We start from the raw sequence: 20,132 nt of genomic DNA, 5'->3' as shown, positions 1-20,132 counted from the left end.
CTTTAATTTAATCAGTTAACTCTCTTAAATCAACTGGAACAACTCTCGATACACCTTGTTCTATCATTGTAATGCCATAGATGATATCGGTTGCTGCCATTGTACGTTTGTTATGTGTAACGATAATGAACTGCGATTCGGTTGAAAACTTTTGTATGATGTTGTTAAACTTATCAATATTTGCATCATCCAGCGGTGCATCTACTTCATCGAAAATACAGAATGGTGCCGGTTTAAGCAGATATATGGCAAAGAGGAGCGAGGTAGCCGTTAATGTTTTTTCTCCACCAGAAAGTTGATTAATGGTAAGTGGCCGCTTTCCTTTTGGCTTGGCCATAATCTCAATGGGAGACTCTAAAGGTCTATCAGGATCAACAAGTTTAAGATCACAATCATCTTCTTCAGTAAAAAGAGATCTGAAAACATTGATGAAGTTAGTTTTAATGTTGTCGAAGGCTTCTAGGAACGTTTCTTTGGCAACAGCGTCAATTTCCTCAATTGTATCGAGCAGAGATGTTTTGGCGGAAGTTAAATCATCTCGTTGTTCGGAAATAAAGGTATGGCGTTGCTTTATCTCGTCATAAGCTTCCATAGCCATAGGGTTAACTGGCCCCATTCTCTCTATTTTCTCCCTAAGTCTTAAAACCTGTGTTTCTAATTCTTCTACCGTTTTGTCAGACGATTCTGTTTCTTCAGTTTTTAATAGCTCATCCAAATCGACATTAAATTCGACCGAAAGTCTTTCTTTGACTGAACTGAGTTCAAGCTTAGTTTCATTGAGCTTGTTTTGAAGCTCCATCATCAAGGTGTCAGAATGCTCACGCTTTCTCTGTAGTTCTCTCAGTGTTTTGTCTGATACATCTATTTCACCTCGCTGAGCATAATATTCCTTTTCGGCCTCATTTACCCCTTTTTCAATCGTCTCCTTTTCATCATACATTCCAATGAGTTCATCCTCATTAGATTCTGAATTGGTGATAAGCTTTTTGATTTCGCCTTCATTTGCTTCAAGTTCAGCTTGATTCTTTTCTATCCTTGCTTTACTGCCCTCGAAAGCAGTTTGTTTGTAGCTTATTTCTTGCGTAACAGCATTTACTCTACTTTGCTTCTGATGAAAGAGTATATTCCTTTCATTGAATGATTGCGATTTTACCGAAAGCTGTTCGTTTTCAAGTTTTGCTTTCGCTTCTAGCTCACCGATTGTGGCTTCTATCTTGGCGAAAGCTACCTGTTCTTCTCCGACTTCAGGAACGAGTTGATCTAAAGAGTTGCTAAGCTTTTCAATATTCGCTAGAATATCCTCTTTTCTATTGGCTCTGCTGGTAAGCATTTGTGCCAACTGTTCTTTTTTTGTTTTTAGTGATATATATTCTTCGTTGACTTTTCCAAAATCTGATTGAAGCTGCTCTATTTCAGATTTGAAAGTATCTGATTTTAGCCTTGCTAATTCTTGCTGCCTTTGGTCAAGCCGATCTTTTATATCAACAGACTTTGTTTCGAGCGATTTAATATCTTTCTCGAGCTTTTCTAAGTTTTTAGCTCGGCCAATTCGTTTTCCTTCAAACAAGCCAACTGATCCACCTGAAACACTAAACTTGCGCTTAGTATACTTGCCAGTTTCTGTAATGAAAACGGCTTCGTTATCCATTGGGATCTCGCCAGGACCACCGTTAATGATAAATACATTTTCCAGAATGTGGCCGATGAGTTTTCTATACTTCGGCTCAAATTCAACGATTTCAGTAGCCGGAGTTGCATTCTCAAATAGCTTCGGTTCAAGTGGTTCGTATTTTTCTAAGGCATCTAAAACGAAGAAATTAGCCTTCCCTTTTGAGGCGTCACTAAGAATGTTAACTGCCTCAAAAGCCTGTCGCTCTGTATCGACAATGTAGTAGTTCATGTAATTTTCGAGATAGTTCTCGATTGTTACACGGTACTTTTCATCACAAGTGATAATATCAGAAAGTAGAGGAGCTGTTTTATTCCAATTGGCTTTCTTTTTAAGGAATTTGATCGCCTCAGGAAAGCCTTCTAAATTTTCAACTAAAGATTTTGTAAGATTGAATTCATTCCTTCTCGAATCGAGTTTTCTGCTCACAGTAGTTAGTTCATCTCGAATGATATCTATCGTTTCTGTCGTTTTCTGAACCGCATTGGTGTGTTTTTCCTCTTGGGCTTTTCTTGTTTCTAAGGCCTTCTTTTTTTCTTGAAGCTCTTTTTCAACGGAAGCAAGCTTTTCATCAAACTGTGCTAGCGTTTCAGATTGCTCAGAGGTGTCAGATTCCGTTTTGGAAAACTCACTCTTAAGTGTTTCCAGCTGAATCTGTTTAATCTCTATTTCTTTTTTGAGTGTATAAAGGCGTTCTCTTTTTTCTGTAAAACTTTGCCTGTTTCCTTCAAAAGCTTCTTGCGCTTCTTGGGCTAAGGCTTTTTGTTCGTTATAAATCTTTTCAAGAGAATTTACCTCTTTTGTAATCGTAGCTAATTCTTTATCGGCCTGTTCTAATTCGTTTCTTAGGCTGTCTAGACTAAAAGAAGCACGCTCATTGCTCTTTTTATCAGATTCAAGTTGTTGTCGTAAGTTGTCACTTTTGTCTTCTAAGAAAGTGAGCCGTTCATTCTTGATTTTTCTATCACTTTCGAACTGTCGTATTTTATTCACATGTTCGTTAAGGGACTTTTGTCGCGATGCGAGTAGCTTTTCTTTTGTAATCAGATCAGTCTTACCTTTTTCAATGTTCGCTTCTTGGTTTGCGATCATTTGACTGATTTCTATTTTTAGATCGGCCTCTTTTTTAATATTACCTTCAATACTTTTGAATTTGGCGGATTTTTCGGAAACGGCGCTACGAGAAAGTGCAATGCTTTCAACTTTATATTCTTCTTTAAGCTTGTAATAGCGTTCCGCTTGTCTGGCCTGTTTTTCTAAAGATTTAAGGTTCTTTTCGATTTCAAATAGCAAATCTTCAACACGATCTAAATCATCGTCGGTATCCTTGAGCTTTTTTAAGGTTTCCTTTTTTCTGGTTTTGAATTTTGAAATACCTGCAGCTTCTTCAAAAAGCGATCTTCTCGAATTGTCTTTATCGTTTAAAAGATCATCTACCATTCTCAATTCAATAATGGCATAGCTATTAGAGGCTATTCCAGTATCCATAAAGAGGTTATTGATGTCTTTAAGTCTACAGCTTACTCCATTGAGTAAATATTCACTTTCTCCTGATCGGTAATAGCGTCTAGTAATAGTGACTTCTGTGTATTCTGTTGGGAGTAGGTTTTTCGTGTTGTTGAATGTTAGCGAAACTTCAGCCAATTGTGTGGGCTTCCTTTTCTTAGTGCCATTGAAAATGATGTTTTCCATTTTCTCAGACCGTAGCATTCTTGTTTTTTGCTCACCAAGCACCCATCTTATCGCATCTACCACGTTGGATTTGCCACATCCGTTAGGGCCAACAATACCCGTAATTCCCTCATCAAAATTGATAACGACTTTGTCACCGAAGCTTTTAAATCCTTTTATCTCAAGTTTGGTAAGCTGCATTAATGAGGTCTGCTAAAAAATGGGTGTAGCTAGCAAAATTAGAATTAATTCTTAGATTTGCTAATGTCATGGAGTTCGATTTCACTACCATTCTATATGTTGTTTTCGGGATTATTTATTTTGTTTTCACCAACATGAATAAGAACAAAAAGAAAGCCCGTCAGCAATCAGCTGAACCAAGGGATTTCGATGGGCCAGAGACTGTAGGACCACCACCAATAAAACGAAATCCTACGTTCGAAGAATTGCTTGAAGAGTTCACAGGGAATAAGCCGAAAGAAGAGCCAAAGCCAATTCCAGTCCCAGTTCCGAAACTTAAAGAAGTTATTCAGTCTAAATCATATCCTGATCGTCTTCCAAAGGTCATAGAAGTAGAACCTAAATCAAATGAGCATGAGCTTGATAGTTTTACTGTTGCTGAAGAGTATGAGGTGGTAGAGGAAGAACGAGAGGATTACGCTGCTATGTTTTCTGATCTTGATGGTGCTAAGAGAGCATTTATTGCCTCAGAAATTTTCCAAAGAAAGTATTAAGATCTTTTGAATTCAATTGGAAGCTTTACTCTCGCTTCGGTTGGTTGGCCGTCGATCATGGCCGGTTTCCACTTTCCAGTTCTAGCAAGGGCATTTAAAACTTCTTTTTCACAGTCGTAACCTACTTTGCTATCAAATTTTAAGTCTTCAATAGTACCCTTAGTATTTACTGTAAAAGAAACTAAGACTTCGCCTTCTATGTTGGCCGCAATTGCTTTCTGAGGATAAAGGATACTTTCTTCTAAAGACGCAATGCCTTCTAATGGAAGAGGGGACTCGTCCTCGCCAGAAATTAAGTGATTTTCGATGGTAACGTTTTTGATCTTTACGTTACTAGGGATTTTAGCTTCAAAAGAAAAAATAAAGAACAAAATAGCAATAAGAGGAAGTGGCAATAAAAGCTTGAAGAAATTTACTTTCTTCTTACTAGTTAACATATTCACTCTTTTCACTGTCTGATTTTTTCCGAAGTAACTTCCGTACTCAAGACCCATTTTTCTAAAAACTGTCTTAACCAAAAGTTGGGTATAAAGTGCACTACCAGTTTTAGCAGCAACCTTTCGATCTGCTAAATATTCATGACACTCTTCTAATAATATTTTGAATAGGTATAAGAATGGATTAAACCAAAAAATAATCTTTAGTACCTCAATAAACATTATATCATAAGAGTGTTTCTCTCGAATGTGAACCTTCTCATGGGCAAGAATTTGAGTTTTTTCACGCTCTGTAAGGTCTAATGTGTTATCCCAAAAAAGGTAATTGAAAAAGGAGAAAGTCGGCATAGATCCGTCGGTATTGACATGGAAATATGAACCTTTGATTTTGTATCGGGTATTATGCCTTTTGAACCAAACAATCTCTTTGAATGACCTGATTCTGAGTAATAATTTGAAAATTCCTAAGGCTACGCCGATGATATATAGGGCTAGAATTATCTCCCACCAAAGTAAGAAAGGTCTTTCCGATTGAGCAGTTATGGTATAGGAATAAGCCTTATTGGCTTCAATTATAGGTTCACTACCTACTTCATTGCCAACTTGGTGTATTGAATTTAATACTGATGGGGTAGTAGCTGGGTTGTAATCTATTTCTATTAAAGGAAAAGCGACAGCAAAAAGTACCGCAGCCAGTAAATAGAATCTATTGTACCTGAAGCTTTTCTCTTTTCTAAGTAAAAAGTAATAAGCCAGGTACAGAATAGCCAGACAAGTCGCAGATTCTAATGCATAGATCAACGACTCGTTTAACCTTTCTAATAATTCTATGGTTGGATGCTTTCCCATATGTCTGTTAGACTACTTGTCTTCGTCTTTAAGATCATCTCCTACATGCTCCATAAGCGATTGAAAGTCCGTCATATCCATATCGTTCTCCTTAGCGAAAAATGAGACAAGTTTCTGGAATGATCCTCCGAAATACCCTCCAATGAAATTCTTCAGGTAAAAATTGCTGTAAGATGTTTTATCTACTATAGGGAAGTACTCGTGAGTTTTTCCATATGCTTTATATCCGACGAAACCCTTTTTCTCTAAAATTCGGATGATAGTAGAAACGGTATTGTAAGCAGGTTTTGGTTCTGGAATTTTAGCTAATACATCTTTAACAAACCCTTTTTCGATTTGCCACAAGATTTGCATTACCTGTTCTTCCGCTTTAGTCAATTCCTTCATATTCCTAATTTTAATTCTTATCAATCAATGATACAACTATCTGGCTAGTTTTCAAACTAACCTGTTAGTTTATTTTGAATTTTACCCTAATATTGAGTCAGTGCAAACGAGATGATATTAGCACCCATGCGCAAAGCATTTTGTCTAACTTCTTCCGGATCGTTATGGATTCTTTTGTCTTCCCAACCATTGCCCAAATCGGACTCATAAGAGTAATAACACAATAGTCTACCTTCATAAATCAGGCCAAAACCTTGTGGTGGTTTGTTATCATGCTCATGAATTTTGGGAAGCCCTTTTTCGAACTTGAATTTTTGGTTGTAAATGGGATGATCTATTGGTAATTCTACAAATTCAAGCTCAGGAAACACCTTTTTCATTTCAAGCCTGATATAAGCATCAAGTCCATAATTGTCATCTATATGGAGAAAACCTCCTGAGACTAGATAGTTTCTTAGATTTTCAGCTTCGGAACTACTGAAAACAACATTCCCATGCCCTGTCATATAAATGAAAGAATAATCAAAGAGTTCGGGACTACCGACTTCTACCACTGCGTCTTCTTCATCGAAAGATGTTCTTAAGTACTGATTGCAGAACTTAGCAAGGTTCGGTAAGGCTGTTTTGTTGGCATACCAATCGCCGCCTCCGTTATATCTTAACTTGGCCATCTTGAGCTTCTCGCTCTGTCCAACAACGGTTAGCGAAGTAAAAAGCAAAAGGAATATAACTAGACTCTTATACCTCATGATTTAAAATGAAATTCAACATATGAATTGGAACGACAGTTAACCTTTTCAAGTTTATAATTTTATCAATGTTAATAAAGTATATTTTTACCAAGTGACCTCAGAATCTTTTCAATTGTTTACCGATCGTTTAAGCGATAGGCTTCGCGAACCACTTCCTGGTCGCTATGCTCAAGAACTGATGGCGCCTAGGCCCATTAGCGAAAGTCGTTTTAAAGAAAATCCTGCACAACCAGCTCGGCCGGGAGGGGTTATGGTGCTGCTTTATCCAAAAGATGGAGATATTTATCTACCACTGATGAAAAGACCGGTGTATGAAGGTGCTCATAGCGGTCAAGTTAGTTTTCCTGGTGGCAAGGTAGAAAAGCAGGATAAAAACTTAGTAGATACGGCTCTGCGCGAAACACACGAAGAGATAGGGGTATTACCTCATGATATTCAAGTGATAGGACAGCTTTCTGAGTTGTTTATCATCGCTAGTAATTTTAAGGTTTTTCCTACCGTAGGTATTCTAAAAAATGAACCTGATTTTATACCTGACGAAAGAGAGGTGGATAGAGTGCTACTTCCAAATTTGAGTCATCTGAAAGATTCAAACAACCGTGGTATGAAAACCATGAAATTTCCTCCTTACACAATTAACTCACCTTATTTCGATGTGGAAGGGGAAATTGTTTGGGGTGCCACAGCAATGATTCTTTCTGAATTGATTCATATTGTTGAAGATCTTGGAAGCTGAAATACTAAACTCACTTCTTTGTTTGAGGAACAGCGGTCAGTTTCTGAAAGAGTTCTTCAGGGTCGAATGGTTTATGTACAAAATCAACATAGCCTGATTCCTTGTACTCAATTTCAAAATCGAGTGGATTATGAGCACTCATGGCAATAATAGGAGTTTGCTTGTTCTTAGAAGTTTTGGAGATTTTAATCGCCGTATCAAAACCGTTCATGGGCCTCATTTCTAAATCTGTAAGAATCAAATCGAATGCATTCTCTTCACAAATCTTGAGCGCATCTATGCCATTATCTACTTCCGTGAATTCACCATTCCATATTTGAAGCAGCCTTTTCAAAACCAAACGATTCATATGATTGTCGTCAATCACTAAAATGTTTAAGCCCTTGAGGTCTTTATCTCGATCTTTTTGCTGGAGATCAATCATTTGAAACTCTGGACCTAGGCCAAAGTCAATATCAAATTCAAAACAGGAACCTTCAGTTTCTTTACTATTCAGCTCAATGGTACTCCCCATCATTTTCAACAAATTCTTCACAATGGATAACCCTAGTCCTGTGCCACCATATTCTCTGGTTACTTCATTACTAGCTTGTTCAAAATCTTCAAAAATAGATTTAAGCTTATCTTCAGGAATACCAATCCCTGTATCGGAAATGGAGAAAGATACAGTTGAAATATCATCTTTAATGCCGGCGAGGGAGGCTTTAATATGAACATAGCCTTCCCCAGTGAACTTAATAGCATTAGAGATCAGGTTAGTAAGAATCTGAGTAAGTCTGGTTGGATCACCAAGCAATCGGTCTGGCAAATGCTCTCCAATTTCAATTCGAAGTTCGATGCCTTTATTGTTAGCCTTATACTTAAATAATTCACCGAGATTTCTTAAGAGATCGATTAAGGAGAATTCAATATGTTCTAGCCTTAATTTACCCGCCTCCATTTTGTTATGATCAAGAATATCATTGACTAAAGAATGCAGGCCTTCCGCTGAAAACTTGAGCGCATCAATGTATTCATTCATTTCATCGTCTTTATTATCCATTTCCATGATATGGGAAAGACTGATGATAGCATTTAAAGGCGTACGTATTTCATGGCTCATTACAGAAAGGAAATCGGATTTTTCCTTGGTGGCTTTTTCTGCTACTCTATGAGCTTTTTCAAGTGCTACGTTTTGTTTCTTTATCTGCTGAGTTCTATCCGCCACTATTTCTTCTAACTCCTGATTGGCGTTAAGTTGGAATTCCTCATTCTTCGTCATCTGAAGAATTAATGAACGTTGGGTAATGTTATGATCTTCAAATTGACGCTTGAGTTTGTGACTTACGCCAAGGCTAAAGATTGCTATTTCAAATAGCATTCCTATTTGAACTATAATTGGTAGGTCATGCGATGGCGCTGAAAGTTGCTTCGCCAGAAAGAACAGCAATGAGGCAACAAAAAACAGAGTTCCATAGGCATAGTATTTGGCAATAATATTCTTGCTTAGGCCTGCCTGAACCATAAACGCCACGGCTAACAAGATAAAGAGCAATAAGGTAACTCTGGTTCCTAATAGACTATGATAAAAGTCTCTAGTTATCACCAAAAAGATAGACCCAATTACAAAAAGTATAACTGCTAAAGGGGAGAGTTTTCTGAAAAGAAGATCCCATTTTGGAAGTTCTGTTTTGGTGCTTAAAAAGTGTCGAGTAAAAGTTATATATGCAGCAGCGCTTAACAATGGAAGAAGCCATAAAACAGGAATGGGGTCTACAAAACTAGGTAGGAAATAAAATTCAATGAGACCATGCAGATGAGAAAAGTAAATGAGGTTGACAAATGTGTAAAGCCCGAAGTATAAAAAGACACGTTCTTTTGTAAACCCATAAATAAAAAGGGCCACAATTGAGAATATCAGTAAAACACCAGAAAAAACACCTTGAAAGAGGTTATCGTTTTCAAATTTTACATTCCACTCTTTAATTGGGACAAGCTGTAAACTTATATTGATCGGCGAATTATCGGTTGACTCAATTTTTACGAACAGGTGAACCGTTTTTTCTTTTGGTATTGTTACTTTGACCCTTGTTTGATGACCTCTTTTAATATCTCTAGATGCAATATTGAAATGATAGCCAGTCTTTTTAATGTCCGTTAACTCATTATCAACTATCGTATAATAAGTCTCCTTTGAATTAATACCACCTTTAATTACATACTCAAGGTCTGTATTAAATTGACTTTTTAGCTGAATATAAGCCCAATATGAAGCGTTGCGATCAAAACGCCGAATCTTATTTAATTCAATATAGTCGTCAGTAGAAAGGTCTTTGATTTTATCAATATCTAACGAATTTGAAGCATCCTTGAAGACAAGAATTTTACCTTGCTCTATTTCAGTCTGCTTTGCATCCGATAAATACTGAATGTTCTTGTAAAAACTCTGCTGCCCAAAAATAGGGAAGGTTCCGAGTGAGAGTATTAGAAAAAAGAGTAGTCTATTCCGGTGCATTATGGCACTTTTCAGAGTGAAATTTCAGCATTTTTAGCCTTTTAGCAAATCATAAATGAAAATTGCTTTTAAAAAGCTGGAGGACACAGCTGAAAATTGAGATTTAAAGATCATCTAAATAGTTACACTTGCGCAAAATTTATTGCATCGCTAGACCAAGGCGTACTATTCATAATAGCTTCAATTACTTTGGCAGGATCGCTAAAAACTGTCCAAATGGGTCTGTGTTTTTCGCTTAGAAAGCCTTCAGAAATCGCTCTATCGAGCATTTTTAGCAAGTCGTCGTAGTAACCATCCAAATTTAGGATAAGGATTGGTTTAGTGAAAATTCCTAAACGTTTTAGTGTGATGGCCTCCATAAGCTCTTCGAAAGTACCACAACCACCCGGGAGGGTAATTAAAGCATCTACACCAACCATAAACTGCTTTTTTCTTTCGTGCATATCGGCAGTAAATATGAACTCATTAACGTCTTTATGGTGGAACTCAACCTCTTTCATGAAATGAGGCATTATGCCAATGATTCTTCCTTTTTCTTCTAGAACGGTATCGGCCAATGTGCCCATTAACCCCCTGGCACCGCCCCCATAAACCACAGTAGTGTTATTCTTGACTAACGCTCTGGCGATAGTTTGAGTGGCCTCGAAGTACTTTTCATCAATTTTATCACTCGATGCACAGTAAATGCATACTTTTTTGATTCTCTGCATGGTAGGAAACATTCAGTTGAGTAGTTATGAAGCTAGTTAAAAATGTTTGAAAAATTGCTTTTGCCACTAAAATGAATCTCTCTATTCCTAAGGTTGATTTTTTTATATCTTGATGGCGATAAACTCCTTAACCATGAAAAATAATCGCATTACTATTTTACTACTCTTTGTGCTTTTTGTCTTCCCATTTGAAGCATTGTCGCAAGGAACCATGCTCCTGAGGCAACCAACCGTTTCAAATAGCCAAATAGCCTTTGTCTATGCCAATGATTTATGGATAGTTGATAAAGAAGGAGGAAGTGCTAGAAGGCTAACGTCTAACAATGGTGCTGAAACAAGTCCGCATTTCTCAAAAGACGGTACTATGATTGCTTTTTCAGGCCAGTATGATGGTAACACAGATGTTTTTGTGGTACCTGCAGCCGGTGGAGAACCTAAGAGACTAACATGGCATCCTTCTGCCGATAATGTAACAGGCTGGACACCAAAAGGTGAGGTCTTATTTAGTTCAGGACGCAAAAGTCATCCGACAAAAGAATCGAAGTTTTATAGTGTGTCAACAGATGGAGGCCACCCAACAGAATTAGTTATACCAAGAGCAGTAGATGGTCAGTTATCGGCTGATGGTAGACATATGGCCTATCAACAAATTTCATTCTGGGACCCAGAGTGGAGGAATCATAGAGGAGGTCAGGCTAAGCCAATTTGGATTGTTGATATGAAAAACCATAACCTGATAGAAACGCCTCAAACTGATGGAGAAAGACAAACAAGTCCGGTATGGTTAGGAGATAAGGTTTACTATCTATCTGAAAGAGACTATGCGAACAATGTTTGGAGTTTCGATCCCAAAACAAAAACGGAAAAGCAAGAGACGTTTCATGCCGATTTTGATGTAAAGAATATAGATGCAGGTGGCGGAAGTATAGTGTACGAACAAGGAGGTCATCTGCACCTGTTAAATCCAAATTCGGGTAATACAAAGCAATTGAACATTACGGTAGCTGGGGATATGAACTGGGGAAGACCTCGATGGGTGAACGCATCAGCGAGACAACTTCAAAATGCCCAGATATCGCCAACAGGAAAGAGAGCTATTTTCGAATTTAGAGGCGATGTTTTTACGGTACCAAAAAAAGAAGGGAATTGGAGAAATCTGACAAACTCAAGCAGCAGTGCAGAAAGAAGCCCTCTTTGGTCTCCAAAAGGAGATAAAGTAGCTTGGTTTTCTGATCAATCAGGAGAATATGAATTGATGATTACTGATCAAATCGCGTCAGAGGCACCGAAGGCCATATCTCTGCCTAGTAAGAATTTCTATTTCAGGCCACAATGGTCGCCAGATGGTAATTTTATAGCCTATACCGATACTGATTATGTCCTCTGGTATGTAAATGTCAATTCCGGAGAAGTTAAAAAGGTAGAATCAGACTTATTCGCTCACCCGAATCGTTCATTAAATCCAGAATGGTCGCCAGATAGCAAATGGATTGCATACGTGCGACAACAAGAAAATCAGTTTAAATCCGTCAAAGTACATCATATAGAAACTGGAGAAACACATCAGTTAACTGATCATATGGCCGATGCTATCTCTCCTGTATGGGACGAAAGTGGCGAGTATTTGTATTTCTTGGCCAGTACTGATTATGGAATGGCGAGTGGTTGGCTCGATATGAGCTCTTTCAATATGCCCGTGACTCGAGTCCCCTATTTGATTGTATTAAGCGAGAATGGAAAATCACCATTTTTACCAAAAAGCGATGAGGAAGAGACAAAAGACAAGGAGAATAAAAAAACTGACCAAGTAGTTGTCAATATTGATGTCGATGGAATCCAAAATAGAATCATACCTATTAGAGTTCCCGCAAGAAATTACACACAAATGATGCCCGCTCAAAAAGGCCAGTTTTTCTACACCGAAGCCGTACCAAATGTTGGCACTAAACTTTGGAGATATAGCATTAGCGAATCTAAAGCCATTCCGTTTTTGCCAAGTATAAGCTCAGGTATAGTATCGGCTGACCGTAAAAACCTTTTATACAATAGCGGAGGAAATTGGGGGATTATTTCAACTTCAGGAGGCCCTAAAAAGGCTGGCGACGGTAGGTTAAATGTTAGCGGAATAAGAGTAAAAGTTGATCCAAAAAAAGAAGCCAAACAAATTCTGAAAGAAGGCTGGCGATATATGCGTGACTTCCTCTACGTAGACAATACCCACGGTGCGCCATGGGATGACGTATGGGAATGGTATTCACCATGGGTAGACCATGTAAGACATCGTTCCGACTTAAACTATATCGTAGATATTATCAGTGGAGAAATAGCGGTAGGGCATTCTTATGTTTCAGGTGGAGATTACCCAAGGCTCACCAGTGATAGAGTAGGCCTTTTAGGAGCCGATATCGCTAAAACTAAAAATGGGTTTAGAATAGCTAAAGTTTATACTGCTGAAAGCTGGAACCCTAACTTAACCGCTCCACTAGCTGTACCAGGAATAAACGTTAAAACAGGAGACTACATTCTAGAAATTGACGGAGAGACCGTCTCAACTGATCGAAATTTCTATAGTTATTTCGAAGGAACAGCCAACAGGCAAGTGAGGCTTTTGGTAAACGACAAGCCAAAAATGGATGGTGCCAGAAGTATTGTAGTAAGAGCAATTGGAAGTGAAAATGGACTTAGACAGCGCGAATGGATCGAAAGTAACCGGAGATTAGTCGATAAGCTCTCTGATGGCAAGTTGGCCTATGTCTATGTGCCGAATACTGGAAACGGAGGCTACACCTCTTTTAATCGATATTACTTTACACAACAACACAAGAAAGGTGCTGTAATAGATGAACGAAACAATGGTGGAGGATCCGCGGCCGATCATATGGTTGATGTAATGTCACGAGAATTACATGGGTATTTCAATAGTAGAATAGAAGGTAATACTCCTTTCCCATCTCCGGGTGCAGGAATTTGGGGGCCTAAAGTGATGATAATAAATGAAAGAGCAGGTTCTGGAGGAGATCTTTTGCCATTTATGTTCAAACAGATGAAAATCGGGCCATTAATTGGTACTAAGACTTGGGGTGGACTTGTTGGTACTTGGGATACACCTCCATTTATCGATAATGGTAGAATGGTAGCCCCAAGAGGTGGTTTCTATAATATTGACGGTGAATGGGATGTTGAGGGACTAGGCGTAGCGCCAGATATTGAAGTCGAACAATTGCCGAAATTGGTTGTCTCGGGTAAAGATCCACAGTTAGAAGCTGCTATCAAAGAGGCTTTAAGGTTATTAGAATCACAGGAAGTAGTACTGAAGCCAGAACCTAAAGCACCGATTCGATGGAAAAGACCTGTGAAAAAAGGCAACTAAGTTTGCAATGAATTCGCGTAAGTGCTTACGTATTTATAAATAAAAGCCTATTTTAATGCTGATAGAGTGACTTTTTTAAAAAACTACCCCGATAGGGTAGGTTGTACCCCATATATTTTTTGGATTTTTGTATTGAAATAAAACTGTTGTAAAAGCAGTCTCAAAGATCATAGCAGGGGAGTCATTAGTCAGTAGTGTCAGTCAGAAAAACACTTCCCTCAATAAGGCCTCCAAGAAGTGGAGGCCTTTTATTTAATACGCTTAGTATATATGTTTAAACATATACTTTGTGTCCCCATTCTAAGTGGCTATATTGTGTTTTAACCAAAACCTGATTCTACTTAGTAGTGAATAATCCATTATTCGCGTTCGAGCTCAATATCAACCAATTTGTCAAAGGAACGCTTATTCTAGTGTTTACCCTTTTGGCCAATTTTTCTGCCTCGGCTTTTCAAGGTCAGCAAGGCGTAGAAATCAAAGAGATTGGTTCCCCCTTTATCAAAAACTATTTACATACGGATTATGGTGCGCATGAGCAGAGTTATAGAATTGCCCAAAATCAAAACGGCCTGCTTTACTTCACCAATGTTACCGGTGTCATAGAATTTGATGGAAAGCAATGGGCAGTAGATGGAAATCTCTCAGACGATTCGTTTAGAGGTATATCTATCGCCGAAAATGGAAGAATATATACGGCTAGTAAAAGCTTGCTAGGATACCTTGAAGCTGATTCAATTGGTCTTTTACAATTCCATTCTCTAAACGAACTTCTACCGGTTGACGAACAAAGGTCAACTGACATTTGGGATGTCCAAATCGTAGATGATAAAGTAATTTATAGATCAACATTCGAACTGCTCATTTATAACACAACCACTGAAACCTTCAATTCAATTAAAGGTGAAGAACGTTATGGGCAATCTGATGTTATTGATGGTCAATATTACGTTCATGGTTCTGTGTCAGGCCTGATGGTTTTTAAGGGAGATCGATTAGAAATTCTACCTAATTCGGCAGAACTCAAGAAATATACTTTTCGAAAAATTCTTAAGTTTTCCGATAATGAACTGCTTTTAGTTTCGCAGAACAATGGGCTTTTAAAGTACGATTTTAACTCCGTATCAGCTTGGAATACAGAAGTAACGAATTTTTTAAAAGATAAAAAAGCGTTTTCAGGAGAGCGAATAGGACATAACTATTTTGCCTTTGGTACCATAACAGGTGGCGTAGTTATCATAGATAAAAGTGGTAAACTCATTCAAAAGTTCGATGAAAGTACTGGCCTACCGAGTAATGCCCTTGTTCAAGATGTTTTTCATGATAAAGATGGAAACCTTTGGATCGCTCAGCACGGTTCAATATCTCATCTTATAATCAACACCCCTTTTACAGTTATTGACGGTAGGCAAGGCGTAGAAGGCTATGTGCTCTATACTCAGAAATGGCGCGGTAAAACTTACGTTTCTACAGCCACTGGTTTGGTAGAAAAAAGCGATAATAGTCCTTGGCAGAGCCTAAAAGATGGTTATAAACCGTTTACTCCGGTTTGGGACTCAAACGAGCGTGTATGGATGACGTTAAAACATAAGGATGATTTTTTTGCAGCAGGAAACTCAGGTCTTGTACAGATAATGGATACAGGTGTAAAGCCCCTTTATCGAGGCGAACGCCTTTGGGCCGCTGTTGCCCTTAAGAATTCAAACTACATGGTGTTAGGCAGTATTGCTGGTAACCTATTTACATTTCAGAAGAAGAATGGGGAATGGCAGTTTAACGGAAAAATTAAGGGCTTTAATAAGCAAATGGATTTCTTGGAACAAACTGAAGGTGGAGACATTTGGATGACCGATTCGGGCACTGGTGTTTTTAAAATTCACTTAAATGAAAGGAAAGACAGTGTTTTATCAGTCAAGACATATGGAATAGAGGAAGGCTTACCTCAGCAAGAAAAAAATAGAGTCTTTAGACATAGAAGAGGTCTATATTTCGCGACCGCCAACGGCATATATACTTATAATAGATCTTTAGATAGATTTGAAAGTACTGGTCAATTCAATCCTTTGCTAAAAGATCAGTACGTATTCCGATTTATAGAAATGGCGAATGGGGATATATTTACCTCACTTAATCCTGGAGGTAAAGCCATTCTAAAAAAAGGAACGGAAGGTTATTCAATTCAATATTCTCCTTTCGAAAAAATTTCCAGCCATAATTCAGAATATGTAACAGGGTTGGGCGGTAATGATGTTTGGATAGCTGGATCAGGCATTAGACATTTTGATTGGGATTTTAATCAAGCAAAAGCAAAAGACTTTAAAGCATTAATTAGAACCGTAAAAGTTACTACTAAAGGGGATTCCTTGATTTATGCTGGTTTGGAAAATCAACCTACTGTCAATCTAGGTTCTAGAGAAAACGCCCTTCACTTTGAGTATACTTCAAATTATTATGAAGAGATAGAAAAACTAGACTTTGAAAGCTATTTAGAAGGAACCGAAGATACTTGGGCACCATGGACCAGCAAGGCAGATAGGAACTATACCAATCTGCCGTCTGGTGATTACACGTTTCATGTTAGGGCAAGAAATCTTTATGGCCAATTAAGTGAAGAAGCCAAGTTCACCTTCACTATAGCTACACCATGGTACCTTACCTATTGGGCCTTAGCTTTTTACCTTATATTCTTAGTGCTAATTATTTGGTTTATTGTAAGACTGAATATCAAGCGCTTAGAAAATGAGAAAGTTAAACTTGAGCAGATTGTAAATGAACGGACCGAAGAGATTAGGAATCAAAAAGACCAAGCCGAACAAGATAAAGAGCTCATTCAAAAACAAGCCGATCGTCTTAAGGAATTAGATAAAGTAAAGTCTAGGTTCTTTGCCAATATTTCGCATGAATTAAGAACGCCTCTTACCCTTATCAATGCCCCGCTAGAATCGTTAGTGAATAGTGGTAAAATCGACAATGAGGAAGTAAAAGAAACCCTAATTGTTGCCAAGAAAAACGGTATTAACCTTTTATCTCTAGTAGAAGAGATATTGGATTTGGCGAAGCTGGATGCCGGTAAATTATCTTTGGTTGAAAACCCAGTTCGCCTTCATGAGTTTATGGGCGACATGCTCAAAGAGTATAGTGCTACGGCCAAAGCGAGGAATATAGCTTTCGAATTTGATTTTGAACCTTCAGATGACCTTACACTCGTATTAGATGAGAAAAAATCGGGGAAAATCATTCGAAACCTCCTATCGAATGCATTAAAATTCACGCAGACTAAAATAATTGTAAAGGTTAAGGAAAATCACGGTGCTGATGGAATTGAAGTGCTGGTGGAAGATGATGGGGTCGGAATAGATATTAGTGATCTACCGCATATTTTTGATCGCTATTATCAGTCAGAGTTACCAGGGAAGAAAGCAGAAGGTGGCACTGGTATTGGTCTAGCTTTAGCAAAAGAGCTGGCAGAACTACAAAAAGGGGAACTGATAGTAGAGAGTAAATTAGAGCAAGGGTCAAAATTCACCTTCCGTTTCCCTAAGAAAGAAGCTAAGCCTGAGCACATAAAGCCGCTGATAAGCACAGATAATGAAGGCTTAGATATTGCTCTTAATGATGTGCTTTCAAAATACGCTGAGGTTTTTTCTGTTGACAAACCAGTCTTGCTGATCACTGAAGATCATCCAGATATGAGAAACTTCGTTGCCCAAACACTTAAACCATATTTTGAGATATTGACTGCGGAAAATGGAAAAGTGGCGTTACATCAGTTGAAAACTAATGAAGTAGATATAGTGATTTCTGACGTGATGATGCCTGAAATGGACGGATTTGAGTTACTGGCTGCTATAAAAGCTGATAAAACATTACATCATGTATCAGTGGTGATGTTAACGGCAAGGGCGGAAATGGAAGACAGACTCCATGCCCTTACACTTGGCATCGATGATTATTTGACTAAGCCTTTTAGTTCGGCCGTATTCTTAGCAAGAATAAAGAACATACTAGAAAACAGAATTAAAGTAATAAGAGCTTTTAAAGAGCTCAATAAAGTGGTTGACGATAACGCCGTTGATTTCGTGAATGACATGTCAGAAGAATATGGCTTGTCGAACCGTGAATTAGAGGTAATGCAATTAATTGCTAAGCGCTATACCAATGCTGAAATTGCAGAAAAACTCTATGTATCAAATAATACAGTGAAATTCCATTTGAAAAATCTATATAACAAGATTGGCGTGAAAAACAGAGCTGAAGTGCTCGGCTTTTTAGAGGTCAACTAACTCAATTATCAAGCAGCCTTTCCAATTCAAACTATATATACCCAAAATTAGGTATTGATGGTCGGGATAATTTACATGAACTTTGTTTTCCTTAGTTACTAAGGCGTTAATAGGTTTAGTCTATTATTGAAAAAGAAGAAATCTGGAGAGGTGATTTGCGAAAAATCTTTCTTCGGTGTTTAGGTGAATGTGGACCTTCTGTTTGGCAGAGGGTCTACTTTTTTATAGTCCATTTGGTCACTTACGTTTTGAATCCATAGTCCATCCTTTTTGGTATCTTGTTAATTGAATGGACCAAATGATTACCTTGTTAGCGGCTTTTATCGCTTTGCTATGGTCAAGGAAAGCGAAAAAGAGTACAACACTTTGGGCAACGGTGTTATTAGCTATCAGCAGTGCTGTGGACTATTTACCGTTTCTAAAAGAATATGATGTTGGCTATTACCTTTTTGCGTTTTTTTCGGTTTTCGCTGGAATAGAAAGTCAAAATAGCTTAAGACTCAATAAAGCACATAGGCTATTATTTGCCGCAACGCCATTAGTCATTGCCTTCTTCTTGCTCATTCAGTTAATAGCACTACCATACTACATTCCAAAATATCCATTTGCCATTATTTACATTTTGGCCCTTTTATATTTCTGGTTTTCTTCTAGACGAAAGATATTTAGCCGTTTTGGAATACTTGTAGTCTGGCTGGCCTTAGCAATGAAATGGCTATTGCCAGTTCTGCGTTGACTTGAAGTTTATTTTTTAAGAATCCTTTTCACTAACGGCCCGAGTGTTAAGCCTTGGCCAATAATAGAGAACACTACTATTACATAAGTTACGGTTAGGAAAAGCTCGCGTTCCATCTCTGGCTGAAGCGAAAGTGCAAGTGCAATAGAAATCCCACCTCTTATTCCGCCCCATGTCATGATTAAATTTGTTTTTGGGATAAACTCCAACTTCTTCTTGAACAAATAGATAGGTCCTGCTAAGGCAATGTATCTGGCCAAAAGACTAATAGGAATAGCCAAAAGGCCAAGTAGAATAAATTCCCCACTATTGTCTACGATCAGCAGTTCAAGGCCAATTAGAACGAAAAGAATGGCGTTCAGAAGAACATCAATAAGCTCCCAAAACTTATTCACATAATTGTGCGTGGTTTCCGACCAAGCAATCTCAGGAGACTTGTTTCCGATGAAAATTCCAGCAACGACAACGGCCAAAGGACCTGAGAAGTGGAAATAGCTTGCCACACCATAGATGCCCATTACTAAAGCAAGTGTAATCATTACTTCAGTCTCATAATGATCGATCGATTTCATGAGTTTAAAACCAACCCACCCTAATAAAAAGCCCAGTGCAATGCCACCGAAAACTTCTTCAAAAAAGAGTAAGCCAACTTCTTGTGCTTCTACTGAAGCAATTCCTTTCTGAGCAATCGATAGGATCACTAGAAATATGACAACGCCTACACCATCGTTAAATAGCGACTCGCCAACGATTTTAATCTCCAGTTTTTTAGGCGCATTAGCATCCTTCAATATGCCGAGAACCGCTATAGGGTCGGTAGGAGAGATCAACGCTCCAAAAAGCAGGCAATAGATGAATTCTATTTCATGACCGACAAGTTGAGCAGTATAATAAAACATACCACCTACTAAGAATGTGGAGATTAGAACTCCAATTGTAGAGAACATTAAAATAGGAGCCTTATGTTTAGCCAGTCCATCGAGTTTGGTATGTAAAGCCCCTGCAAAGAGCAAGAAACTGAGCATTACCTCGAGTAAGGCAGTCTTGAAATCTATGGATTCTATGAGCAGTTTAGCTTCATCGAGAATTCGATGTTCAAATTGCCCAAAACCGATAATGATCAACGTAAAACAGATCGCAATGATCATTAATCCAATGGTAAATGGAAGCTTTAAAAACTTAGTATTTACAAAGGCAAAAAGTGCCGATAGCACTATTAAAATGGTAATGATAGTAAAGATGTCCATAGACTAACTGTCAATTTCTACAGATCAAAAATAATCTGATTCTGTAATTTAATGTCGATT

General features: G+C 38.1%; 12 protein-coding genes. 5 read left to right on the top strand and 7 right to left on the bottom strand.

Annotated elements, in window-relative coordinates; translation table 11 throughout:
• Positions 1-7: 7 nt before the first annotated feature.
• Positions 8-3,541, bottom strand: coding sequence for a chromosome segregation protein SMC (gene smc, locus JXQ92_RS10325; protein ID WP_421986538.1), 3,534 nt, complete (start codon positions 3,539-3,541; stop codon positions 8-10).
• A 68-nt stretch (positions 3,542-3,609) separates the two neighbouring features.
• Between smc and JXQ92_RS10320 the strand changes: the two genes are divergently transcribed.
• Positions 3,610-4,074: a hypothetical protein gene (locus tag JXQ92_RS10320; RefSeq protein ID WP_421986537.1), complete on the top strand. Its 465-nt coding sequence runs from the start codon at positions 3,610-3,612 to the stop codon at positions 4,072-4,074.
• On the opposite strand, the gene JXQ92_RS10315 is transcribed toward JXQ92_RS10320, so the two are convergent.
• From JXQ92_RS10315 to JXQ92_RS10305, 3 genes are all read right to left on the bottom strand, one after another.
• Positions 4,071-5,360 (bottom strand): TonB family protein, encoded by a 1,290-nt coding sequence (locus JXQ92_RS10315; RefSeq protein ID WP_421986536.1) that lies wholly within the window; start codon positions 5,358-5,360, stop codon positions 4,071-4,073. The two genes, JXQ92_RS10320 and JXQ92_RS10315, sit on opposite strands and share 4 nt — an antisense overlap.
• Positions 5,361-5,372: 12 nt before the next feature.
• Positions 5,373-5,714: a BlaI/MecI/CopY family transcriptional regulator gene (locus JXQ92_RS10310; RefSeq protein ID WP_421986572.1), complete on the bottom strand. Its 342-nt coding sequence runs from the start codon at positions 5,712-5,714 to the stop codon at positions 5,373-5,375.
• Between the two features lie 119 nt (positions 5,715-5,833).
• Positions 5,834-6,496: a DUF4159 domain-containing protein gene (locus JXQ92_RS10305; RefSeq protein WP_421986535.1), complete on the bottom strand. Its 663-nt coding sequence runs from the start codon at positions 6,494-6,496 to the stop codon at positions 5,834-5,836.
• Positions 6,497-6,590: 94 nt separating this feature from the next.
• Here JXQ92_RS10305 and JXQ92_RS10300 point away from each other — a divergent pair, with 94 nt between their 5' ends.
• Positions 6,591-7,235: an NUDIX hydrolase gene (locus JXQ92_RS10300; protein WP_421986534.1), complete on the top strand. Its 645-nt coding sequence runs from the start codon at positions 6,591-6,593 to the stop codon at positions 7,233-7,235.
• 10 nt (positions 7,236-7,245) lie between these two features.
• On the opposite strand, the gene JXQ92_RS10295 is transcribed toward JXQ92_RS10300, so the two are convergent.
• Complete coding sequence (locus JXQ92_RS10295; RefSeq protein ID WP_421986533.1) at positions 7,246-9,729, bottom strand: ATP-binding protein; 2,484 nt, start codon at positions 9,727-9,729, stop codon at positions 7,246-7,248.
• Between the two features lie 122 nt (positions 9,730-9,851).
• Positions 9,852-10,439 (bottom strand): TIGR00730 family Rossman fold protein, encoded by a 588-nt coding sequence (locus JXQ92_RS10290; RefSeq protein WP_421986532.1) that lies wholly within the window; start codon positions 10,437-10,439, stop codon positions 9,852-9,854.
• Positions 10,440-10,572: 133 nt separating this feature from the next.
• Here JXQ92_RS10290 and JXQ92_RS10285 point away from each other — a divergent pair, with 133 nt between their 5' ends.
• The 3 genes from JXQ92_RS10285 to JXQ92_RS10275 all read left to right on the top strand — a co-directional run bounded on the left by JXQ92_RS10285 (position 10,573) and on the right by JXQ92_RS10275 (position 18,825).
• Complete coding sequence (locus JXQ92_RS10285; protein ID WP_421986531.1) at positions 10,573-13,809, top strand: S41 family peptidase; 3,237 nt, start codon at positions 10,573-10,575, stop codon at positions 13,807-13,809.
• Between the two features lie 347 nt (positions 13,810-14,156).
• Complete coding sequence (locus JXQ92_RS10280; protein ID WP_421986530.1) at positions 14,157-18,089, top strand: response regulator; 3,933 nt, start codon at positions 14,157-14,159, stop codon at positions 18,087-18,089.
• A 298-nt stretch (positions 18,090-18,387) separates the two neighbouring features.
• Positions 18,388-18,825 carry a hypothetical protein gene (locus tag JXQ92_RS10275; RefSeq protein ID WP_421986529.1) on the top strand — a complete coding sequence of 146 codons (438 nt, stop codon included), beginning with the start codon at positions 18,388-18,390 and terminating at the stop codon, positions 18,823-18,825.
• Between the two features lie 8 nt (positions 18,826-18,833).
• On the opposite strand, the gene JXQ92_RS10270 is transcribed toward JXQ92_RS10275, so the two are convergent.
• Positions 18,834-20,072, bottom strand: a complete 1,239-nt coding sequence (locus JXQ92_RS10270; RefSeq protein WP_421986528.1) for a cation:proton antiporter — start codon at positions 20,070-20,072, stop codon at positions 18,834-18,836.
• Positions 20,073-20,132 lie beyond the last annotated feature (60 nt).

The sequence above is a fragment of the Roseivirga sp. genome (assembly GCF_049099775.1).
Taxonomy (GTDB): domain Bacteria; phylum Bacteroidota; class Bacteroidia; order Cytophagales; family Cyclobacteriaceae; genus Roseivirga.
The sequence above is the reverse complement of the archived record's forward strand: the minus strand, read 5'-3'. Positions and strand labels throughout refer to the sequence as shown.